Below are 9,860 nucleotides of genomic sequence, written 5' to 3'. Positions count from 1 at the left end.
TCCGGACGCTCCGCGTCCACCAATGATCCAGCACTCACTTTTGAATACTATTTTTTCTGGTATTTCTCCATTGCCAAAAGTGAGTGCTGGATCCAGATACGCTCCCACGCAGAGCGTGGGAAGAAAGAAAAAGCTTCCGTGTCCTTCCGTGTGTTCCGTGGGCAAAACCTCTTGGCTTTCTTTGAAAATGAAACAACATGTTGGTTTGAAATTTTCACTAAGCGCCTAAGGCGGGCCTGGCCCTACTGGTAAATTTGTGGTCGCGCAAGGTATTGCCCTGGCCTGGAAAAAATTTTACATTGTTATTTATGAAGTCATTAAGCGAAGGTCTGGATTCTTTATTCAGTCGCTACGATCCGGATGGCAGGCATTACCTGTTTACCAAAGTCTGTGAAAACTGGCGAACCATAGTAGGTGATGAAGATGCAGACCTGGTCAGCCCGGTAGAGCGAAAAAAAAACACTCTGATCCTGGGGGCTCATGACTCTATAGTCATCCAGGAACTGACATTTAGAAAAGACGATTTGCTGGAGAAGGTGAACGCTTACTGCGGAAAGGTTCTTTTTGACAACCTGAAGGTGGAGCTGTTAAAGGGCAGGGTCCCTCTGGATGCTTCTCTGGTGCAGAATCCCGTGGCGGGTCTAAAGCCCCAGCGCCCGGCCAGGCTTGGAAGCCTGCTGGGCACTCTGCCCAGGGGTTCAGCAATCGCCAGATGTTATGCCAAATATGTAGAATTTTTTAACACTACAGGAAAACTGTGATTTATTGTAGCTGTCAGCGCTTTGCATGTGGCACGGGGACTGGCTTCTTCCGGGACCCGCTTGTCCCCAAGAGTCATTTTAAGCACTAGACAGTTAAATGTTTTGTAACTTCTCAATAACTCCTGGCGATCTTTACAATAAGAAAATTCCTGGATTCCGGCTTTCGCCCCAATGACGAATGGAAACAGGTTGTTGCATTGTGATGTCATACCGGCGGAAGCCGGTATCCAGGAATACTGCACAGAGTTATTGAGAAGTTACAAAGTTTTTTTGTAATTGTTTATTTTTATTAGCTTTTTTGGCAGATCAATGTGTCTTTCGGGTCAGGCCGGATATCTATCCAAATATATTAACTTTATTTTTTTCAACCAGAAACTTTAAACTATCAAGGTAGATTTAAACAAAAAACCTTAAAACCTTTTTTTTCAAGGAGGATTGCGTGAGCGAAGAAATCAAGCTGGAACTTAAGAAGCCCCTGGACAAAATGACCGCCAAAGAGCTGCGGCAACTGTGTATAGAAAAGATTCCACAAATAACCGGAGCTTCGGGAAAGAGCAAGGAGGAGCTTCTGACTTCCATCAAGGAAGTGCTTGGGATGACTGAAGAAAGCAGCAAGACAGGAGCCTACAAGGAGCAGATTATCAGCCTGAAAGGCAGGATCAAGGAGTTGCAGACCAAAAGGCTGGAAACGCCCAAGTCCAGACGCAAGGAGCGCGACATTCTGCGCAAGAAGATCCACAATCTGAGGAAAAACACCCGCAGGCTGGCGGCTACATAAGTCACTGATATAGGGGCTTTCATGATTGTCCTGGCGCGAAGAAAGCACTGACAATGGTTTCGAACTCCTCCTGGGCCTGGGGAAGAATTTCATCCAGTGTTTCAGGAGTGAGCTTCACAGTATCGCATGCCCGAGCGCTCAAGGGGGGGGCTATAAGGGAGCCTTTTTCGGAAAAGGCCATAGCAATGGCGATAAAATCAGCAAGATGAACAATGGCGGGCAATAGACTATCAAAACAGTCATCCTGGTGATGCCCCCCGATGGGTTGGGCGATAAATTCGGGCAACTCCCATGCTTTAAAAATTGCTGCACCTATCTGGGCATGCTCAAAGCCGAGCAGGTCCCGTTCAGCCTCCACCAGGGGCAAAAGATTGGACTGGGCGTAGATAATGGCCTCTGTTGAAATGGCCGGCAATCTCCTGAACATTACCAGCCTGCCGATATCGTGCAGGAGACCGCACACGAACAGTCCTTCCCTGGAGAGTTCCGGAAAATTCTTTCCCAGGTGCCTGGCCAGGACGCCCACAGCCACACAATGAGCCCAGAACGAGCGCATATCCACAAGTTCGCGGGGGATATCCCTGAAGGCATTGATGGCGGATATGCCCAGGGCCAGGGTCGAAAGTTCGTTTAACCCCACCATGGCAACCGCCCGCGATATTGTGTCAACCCTGCTTTTGAGGCCGTAAAAAGGGCTGTTGACAATTTTTAGGAGTTTGGCACTCAGGCTTGGATCCATGCTGATTATGCCTGCCAGGTAATGGGCTGTGCTTTTGGGGGAGTTTATGGCCTTGTGGATTTTGAAATAAATATCCGGAAAGGAAGCCAGTTTCACATCGTGCTTTACCAGATCCTGCAGGCTGAATTCTCCGGCGAAAAAGCTGTCCAGCAGTTGGCCGTCATTGACAGGCAGACTGGGCTCTTTTTCTGGGATGATCCATCCGCTGGAACATCTTGCGAGCAGTCGCCTCACTGCATGTTCGTAAACAGCCCTGGTAACGGGATCTTCCATGTCGTTGCAGGCATACAGGGGCGCCAGATAATTCTCGATTCTGTTCAATAATTCATGGTTCACTTCCTTGTCTTCATCCCGGTCCCCCTGGACCTGAACTCTGGCTATGCCCCATTTGTGTAGAAAAGCTATATGGCTAGGGGTCAGGGCAATCCCCTTGGGGAGAATGAGTCGTCCATTTGGAGTGACTACGTTGCTCTCAAGGATTTGTCCTGGAGTTAATTCTGTTACATCCACCATGCCCATGATTAGGTACCGTTCCTGATGAAAACTAAAAGGTTGATTGCTGCTCTCAGGTTACTTGAAGAGTAACCATTCAGTACCGGCCAGGGGACAGTCCCCGCGACACTATTCCTGCACCAATAAAAAACTACCAACGCGAAATTCTGTGAACCTGCACAGACAGTACATAGCAAGGGACAGTCCCCTGGCCTGGTGCCAGTAATCACCACCGAGGCCCCTCTGAATGGTTACCAGATATCTTATATTAAAGCATTCAGGCTGCAGACTGAATATTGCCACCAGTTTTCCTGATAGGCAAGACCAAAACAAAGGTTTCAATCATGAACATCAAGACCATAGGTCTGGCCAGATCCTCATACCTGGACCCGGCTGACTGCCCAAGACAGGGGCACGCGGATATTCCTCCATGCACCATTGAACTTGAGCCAGAATATGCCGTGGGTCTGCACCGCCTGGGCCCAGGGCAGGAAATCATTGTGCTTACCTGGTTGCATCAGGCGCGAAGAGACCTCTACCGGGTGCGCCCCAGAAATGACCCGGCCAAACCCCTGCACGGGGTGTTCTGCACCAGGTCCCCGCATCGTCCAAACCCCATAGGCCTGCACCAGGTGAAGCTCCTGCAGATTCAGGACTGCCGCCTGGTGGTGCATCCCCTGGAAGTGGTGGATAAAACCCCTATAGTGGACATAAAGCCGGTTCTGAAAGAGAGATTCTCAGAAAGCGGCGTGCAAAAATATTTTTCTCCGGAAGAGATCCAGGCCCTGGTGCTTGCAGGCCGGCGCGGCTGGGAGCGCGGGCTTTTCAGCGGATGCAACGGCAACCTTAGCCTGCGGGACCGGGGTCTTGTGCTTATTACCCGCTCGGGATGCTCCAAGTCTGCCCTGGGGACCGGTGATCTAAGCGTGATGGAGCTTGAAAGCGGCAGGACCCTTGCAGGGGAGCCTGCGTCCATTGAAAGCGGCATGCACCTGGAGATATATCTGCGCCAGGAAAAGGCCCGGGCAGTGGCCCATACCCATCCGGTGAGCCTTCTGGCTCTCAGCCGGGCGGGAGAGGGTGTTCTTTTCAAAAAACAGGACCTGTTCGAGGCCAGGGCGGCCCTGGGCGGTCTTGGCCGGGTACAGGCAATGGAGCCCGGCAGCAGAGACCTGGCCAGGGCTGTAGGGGAGAAGGCCAGGGAATATGACAGCATATTCATGGACGGGCACGGGCTGACCTGTCTGGCCGGCGACATTGCCGGGGCCATGAACAAAAGCGAAGAGCTGGAGTCCCTGGCCGGCCTGGAGGTTAAAACCAGGCTTCTTGAAAGTCAGGCGGTCAGCCGGCAGCCGTTTTGAAAATATTTCCGGGCTACCAGTCCAGGGTCTTCTGCCAGACCCTGGCCATGCGGCTTACGTCCAGCCTGCAGAGGGTCTTGTCCTGCACGTTTATTTCCAGTTCAGATCCGCTGGTGGTGCGCCCTATACGGGCCAGAAACTGATTCTGAAAAAGATCCTGCAGTTTCTGCCTGTTGCGGCTGGGCGCAGTGAAAATAAAGCGCCCTGTGGATTCGCTGTACAGGATTTGCCACCAGGGCAGATCCCTGGGCCTGGCCAGCACCAGGGAGATATCCACGCAGGCCCCGATACGCCCGCCTATGGCCATTTCCGCCAGGGCTACCCCCAGGCCGCCGTCTGAAAGGTCGTGGCAGGCGCTTACCAGGCCCTCTGCTACAGCCTGGTGAAAGGCATGGTAGCGCCAGCGGTTGGCCAGCATGTCCACCTGGGGGACCTGGCCTCCCTGGAGGTCCAGATGGCAGCTCAGCTCACTTCCTCCAAGTTCGTCACGGGTAAGTCCCAGCACATAGATATCCTGGTCCGGGGCCTTGAAGTCGCTGCTCAGACACAGGTTTATATCCTGGACAACGCTTATCACCGAGAAAAGCACCGTGGGGGGGATGGATATCTTCAGGTCCTGATCCAGGTAGTCGTTTTTCATGGAATCCTTACCCGAGATGCAGGGCACACCGAATCCACGGCAGAAGTGGGCCAGGGCCTGGTTGGCCCGGACCAGCTGGGCCAGCTTGTAGTGTCCGTCCGGGGTCTTGGGGGATTGTACCGGGTCGCACCAGCAGAAGTTGTCTACGCCGGCCATATGCAGGAGATCCCCGCCTGCGGCCACGTTGTTGCGCACGGCCTCGTCAATGGCATTGGCCATCATCCAGTAGGTGTCCAGGTCGCTGAACCTGGGACAGATCCCGTTGGAGATAACCAGCCCCCTGTCACTGGAAAGCACCGGGCGGATGACCGCCGCATCCCCGGGTCCGTCCCGGTTTGCCCCCACCAGAGGCTTGATGACGCTGCCGCCCTGGACCTCGTGGTCGTACTGGCGGATAATATATTCCCTGGAGCAGATATTGAGCCGGGAGAGCATGTCCAGCAAAAGATCCCCGGCCTGGGACTCATGCAGGTCCGCAGAGATATGGGAGGGCAGGTCGGGCCGGTTCCATACGGCCTTCAGGTGCATCCTGGAGAGGCCGTGATGCAGAAAATGCATATCCAGGCAGCCCACCACCCGGTCCGCGTAACGGATCATGAAACTGCCCCGGTCATTGAAGCTGCCGAGCACAGTGGCCTCCACGTCCATTTCCCGGGCCAGGCCCATGAATTCCTGCAGCCTGTCCGGGGGTACGGCCAGGGTCATGCGCTCCTGGGCCTCGGACAGAAGTATCTCCCATGGGCGTAGTCCGTCGTATTTTAGTGGAGCCAGGCTCAGATCCAGATCGCACCCCCCGGTGTCCTCGGCCATCTCCCCCACTGAAGAGGAAAGCCCTCCGGCGCCGTTGTCGGTAATGGCATTGTACAGGCCCAGATCCCTGGCCCGGATGATAAAGTCGTACATCTTGCGCTGGGTTATGGGGTCTCCGATCTGAACGGCGGTGGCCGGAGAGCCGGAGTGCAGTTCCTCGGAGGAAAAGGTGGCCCCGTGGATTCCGTCCTTGCCGATGCGTCCGCCGGTCATGACTATGTGATCCCCGCAGCAGGCCTTTTTCTGATAACCCGGCCTGCCTCCTACCCGGGCCGGGATGCTGCCCACTGTGCCGCAGAAAACCAGAGGCTTGCCCAGGTATCTTGGCTCGAAGACCACCGCCCCGTTGACCGTGGGGATGCCGGACTTGTTGCCCCCGTGCTCCACTCCCTCGCGCACGCCTTCCATGACCCGCCTGGGGTGCAGAAGCCGCGGGGGCAGGGGCTGGTCATAAAAGGGCGAGGCAAAGCAGAAGACATTGGTGTTGCACAGAAGATCCGCCCCCATGCCGGTGCCCATGGGATCGCGGTTGACCCCGACTATGCCGGTAAGGGCCCCGCCGTAAGGGTCCAGGGCCGAAGGGCTGTTGTGGGTCTCTACCTTGATGCACACGTCCAGGTCCTGGTCAAAGGCTATGACCCCGGCGTTGTCCCTGAAAACAGAGCGGCAGAAGTCCTGGTCCTTTTTCTGACTGCGGATGTCCCGGGTGCTGGAGGCAATGTAAGTGTCAAACAGGCTGTTGATGGTGCTTTTGCGGCCGGTTTCAGCGTTATGATAGTCGATGCAGGCGTTGAAGATCTTGTGCTTGCAGTGCTCGGACCAGGTCTGGGCGAGGCATTCCAGTTCCACGTCCGTTGGATCCCGGGGCAGGCCCAGGTTCTGCCTCAGGGACCGGACCTGTTCATCCCGGTAATAATCCCTGATGGTATGCATTTCCTCCAGGCTCAGGGCCAGGACCATTTCCCGGCTGAGCCGCATAAGGTCTTCATCGCTTAAGTTTTCAATAATGATCTCAGATACTTCGTCACTTGGAATCCCGGTGACTTTTGCCTCCGCCGGGGCAAAGCCGGGCTGATTGGACCACTGTGAGCGGTTCTTGATCTCATAGCGGTGAATAAGGTCGTTGGCCAGCAGGTCTCTGGCTATCCTGGTGACCTGATCTTGTTCCAGGTGGGCGTTTATGAGGTATTGGCGGCTGGTGTAAACCCGGATATCCGGCCCGGGTTCACTCAAAGCCTGCTGCAGGGCTCTGGCAGCGGTGCGACCTTCGTTGTCGGTCACTCCGGGCTTGAATCCCACCTCTATGATCCAGTCGAAATCAGCTCCAAGAGGTGCAAATGACGGTTTATGCAGCACTGGGTCCGAGAGGATGTGCCTGTCCAGAATCTCCTGCTTCTGGGATTCCTGTATGCCGGACATTGTGTAGCAGGTGATTATGCGTACGCTGTCTACGCTGATGCCCAGGTGCTGGTTGATCCTGCAGGCGACCCCTTCGCCCTGGACTTCCCGCACATGCCCCAGCAGGGCCAGTTCCAGCTTGAGTACCATATAAACTCCTTGTCTTAAAACTTCCTGCTTCTGACAACCTCAATAATTTCCAGCAGAAGAGACTTCTGCGGAGTGCCGGGAAAGTGCTTCAGGGACTGCCGGGCAAGCTGCAGGTATTCTCCAGCTTCCTCCCGGACCTTTTTATCCAGGCCCATTTCCTGGATACTGTCAACTATACGCTTCATTTCACTTTCAGAAAGTTCGTCATGGGCCATTTTGTGCAGTAAGGTCCGCTGTTGGTACTCCTGAAGTGTTTGCAGGTAGAGTATCAGGGGCAGGGTGATTTTGCCTTCCCGCAGGTCCCCCCCCAAAGGCTTACCCAGAAGTTCATGGTCGGCTGCATAATCCAGGGCGTCGTCCACCAGTTGAAAAGCCATGCCCACGTTGAGCCCGAAGCTGTCCGCATGCTCAATCAGGTCCTCATCGGCCCCGGCAAGGATAGCCCCGCAGCTGCACGCGGCCCGGATAAGGTCTGCTGTTTTTCCCCTGATGATTTCCAGGTAGGCGGCCCTGTCCGGCCTGGGGCTGCGGATCTGGGCGATTTCCTCCACTTCTCCGGTGGCGGTGCGCATAATGGCCTGAGCCACGCAGTAATTCATGGCCGGGATGTCGTACCTGGCCACTATAAGGTTGGCCAGAGCCAGCAGGGCGTCCCCAGCCAGTACTGTACGGTGCAGCCCGAATATCAGGTGGCAGGCCTTGCGGCCCCTGCGGGTGTCGGCGTTGTCCAGGATGTCGTCGTGGATCAGAGTTGCTGAATGTAAAAATTCCAGAGAACATGCCAGGGGATATATGTCTTCACCATGATGGCCCAGGCACCTGGCGGTGAGGATGGTCAGCATGGGACGGAGCCTTTTGCCTCCGGAAAGCAGAATATGCCGGCCAACCTCTTTTACCAGGGGGTTGAGGTGGGCTAACTCCTGTTCAATAGTCACATTCACGCGCGGCAGTTCCCGGCTGAAAAAATCACTGAGTTTGGTCATTGATTTGAGTGTGTTTGGTTTAGGGGTTTTGTCGGACTTGTCTGACGTGTATGATTTTCAGGCCGTTTTCAGTTGCTGCAGCTTTTGCAGGGCCTCGTTGCCGGATCGGCCCATGTCCCGGCTGTACTGGTTTACGTAGGCCTGGATGTGTCTGTTGATTACATGAGTATCCATTTCCTGGGCCAGATGTGAGATCAGGGGCATGATCTCAGATTGTTTCGCCCGGGCAGTGTCCAGGCTGCAGCGGATCTGCTCCTCTGCACGGGCCATGAGGTCCAGGCCCAGGTCTTTGCGCATAATGATGCAGCCCAGGGGCAGGGGCAGGTCCCCTGCCTGCTCAGACCACCATGAGCCCAGGTCCAGAAGCAGCTCCAGGTGGTATTGCCGGTATATCAGGGCTGTTTCGTGGATCAAGAGTCCTGCATCGGCCCGGCCTTGTTTGACGCAGTTTACAATCTGGTCGAAGGGCATGGGCAGGGCCTCAAAAGCGTAATCAAGGGCGGCTTTCAGCAGGGTGCAGGCAGTGGTCTGCAATCCTGGAACGGCAATGATCTCCGGCCGACTCTCAAGGCCTTTGCGGGTCACCAGTTTGGGTCCGTGGGCCAGGCCGAAGGCAGCCCCGCTGGACAGTATAAAGTAGTCTTCCTGCAGGTCCAGGGCCAGGCCGGCGGATACCTTGACAAGGCAGCAGGACTTTCCCCCGGCCCACTGGTTCAAAATGTCCACGTCCCTAAAGTGAAATCTGCTTCTGTACCCCTGCAGGTCCGGTATCAGTCCCAGGATCCAGGCCCCGAATATAAAAATGTCGTTGGGGCAGGGGGATATGGCCACAGTGAAAGATTTTGAAACGGACACGCGGAATTATCCCCGCTTTAACAGTTGTGAAGGTACCTTGGCCAGGGACCTGAAAGCGGCTTTGAAATTCCAGTCCCGGCTATCCCTGGAGCCGGCCGGGTTGGAGATACTTCTGACTTCAAAGAAAGGTATACCCTGCATCCTGCAGACATAGGCCAGGGAGAAACCCTCCATATTCTCCATGCCGGCATTATAGGTCCGGGCCAGGTCCCGGGCCAGTTCAGGGGTGCCGCTGACTCCCGCCACTGTCAGGGAGACCGCCTTGACCCAGTTGGGTGGGAGGCTTTCACAAAAGATACCATCATATTTGAATATGGCTCCGGGATCAAGCTCAATCCTGTTCCAGACTGCTTCTGTGCCCAGCTTGCTCAGGGGAAAACCAAGCAGTTGGGGATCTGCTGCTGTGGCACCGGTCCGAACGCCGTATTCAGGCCAGATTTCTGCCGTGGCAACACAAACCGCACCCACAGGCATCAGTTTCAGGTCATAGCTGCCGGCTATACCCAGGTTTATCACCAGATCAATGCCGGGATTGGTCACCAGAAAACCCTGCAGCCCCAGGGCGGCATTCAAGGGCCCTACGCCGCAGGCGAGAAGGTGCACCCGTTCACCCCCAGCCCAGCTACAACAACCTGTGCCGTCCTGAAAATCATAACCGGACAGGGTACTGCAAAAATGTTTGAGCTCTCTGGAGGTGGCTGCTGTAAGCAGAATCATATGTTTGGCACCCAAATAAGTATTATTGCACTGCTGGTATCTGTTTGTGACTTTCCTAACGCGGGCTATGCCCGCAACCCAGATAAGATAAGAGTTTTTAGCCCACAGATCACACAGATTGACACAGATAAAAGAGATTGAAGAAGCATGTTTTTTCCTTGCGGGAATAAGACCCC

The 9,860-nt window shown here is 55.0% G+C and carries 9 protein-coding genes; 4 read left to right on the top strand and 5 right to left on the bottom strand.

The features are described from left to right. The 3 genes from QZP87_RS14300 to QZP87_RS14290 all read left to right on the top strand — a co-directional run. Positions 1–229, top strand: a 229-nt coding sequence (locus QZP87_RS14300) for a hypothetical protein (protein WP_291323600.1), incomplete at its 5' end; no start/stop codon positions are given. Positions 230–308: 79 nt separating this feature from the next. Then, a complete protein-coding gene (locus tag QZP87_RS14295; protein ID WP_291323599.1) occupies positions 309–761 on the top strand; it encodes a DUF721 domain-containing protein in 453 nt (150 codons plus the stop codon). A gap of 439 nt (positions 762–1,200) precedes the next feature. Beyond that, complete coding sequence (locus QZP87_RS14290) at positions 1,201–1,539, top strand: hypothetical protein (RefSeq protein ID WP_291323598.1); 339 nt, start codon at positions 1,201–1,203, stop codon at positions 1,537–1,539. A gap of 19 nt (positions 1,540–1,558) precedes the next feature. Here the strand turns inward: QZP87_RS14290 and QZP87_RS14285 are convergent, their stop codons facing one another. Continuing rightward, complete coding sequence (locus tag QZP87_RS14285) at positions 1,559–2,797, bottom strand: HDOD domain-containing protein (protein WP_291323597.1); 1,239 nt, start codon at positions 2,795–2,797, stop codon at positions 1,559–1,561. A gap of 269 nt (positions 2,798–3,066) precedes the next feature. Here QZP87_RS14285 and tsaA point away from each other — a divergent pair, with 269 nt between their 5' ends. Beyond that, positions 3,067–4,131, top strand: coding sequence for a tRNA (N6-threonylcarbamoyladenosine(37)-N6)-methyltransferase TrmO (gene tsaA / locus QZP87_RS14280; RefSeq protein WP_291323596.1), 1,065 nt, complete (start codon positions 3,067–3,069; stop codon positions 4,129–4,131). Between the two features lie 13 nt (positions 4,132–4,144). Here tsaA and QZP87_RS14275 read toward each other — a convergent pair whose 3' ends face one another. The 4 genes from QZP87_RS14275 to mqnB are packed head-to-tail and all read right to left on the bottom strand — an operon-like array spanning position 4,145 to position 9,684. Further along, positions 4,145–7,129 carry a phosphoribosylformylglycinamidine synthase subunit PurS gene (locus QZP87_RS14275; RefSeq protein ID WP_291323595.1) on the bottom strand — a complete coding sequence of 995 codons (2,985 nt, stop codon included), beginning with the start codon at positions 7,127–7,129 and terminating at the stop codon, positions 4,145–4,147. A 14-nt stretch (positions 7,130–7,143) separates the two neighbouring features. Further along, positions 7,144–8,112 (bottom strand): polyprenyl synthetase family protein, encoded by a 969-nt coding sequence (locus QZP87_RS14270; protein WP_291323594.1) that lies wholly within the window; start codon positions 8,110–8,112, stop codon positions 7,144–7,146. A gap of 57 nt (positions 8,113–8,169) precedes the next feature. Next, positions 8,170–8,967 (bottom strand): 1,4-dihydroxy-6-naphthoate synthase, encoded by a 798-nt coding sequence (locus QZP87_RS14265; RefSeq protein ID WP_291323593.1) that lies wholly within the window; start codon positions 8,965–8,967, stop codon positions 8,170–8,172. 6 nt (positions 8,968–8,973) lie between these two features. Continuing rightward, positions 8,974–9,684 (bottom strand): futalosine hydrolase, encoded by a 711-nt coding sequence (mqnB, locus tag QZP87_RS14260; RefSeq protein WP_291323592.1) that lies wholly within the window; start codon positions 9,682–9,684, stop codon positions 8,974–8,976. Between the last annotated feature and the right edge of the window lie 176 nt (positions 9,685–9,860).

Origin of the sequence: Desulfonatronospira sp. (genome assembly GCA_003563255.1) — a bacterium.
GTDB lineage: Bacteria > Desulfobacterota > Desulfovibrionia > Desulfovibrionales > Desulfonatronovibrionaceae > Desulfonatronospira.
The sequence above is the reverse complement of the archived record's forward strand: the minus strand, read 5'-3'. Positions and strand labels throughout refer to the sequence as shown.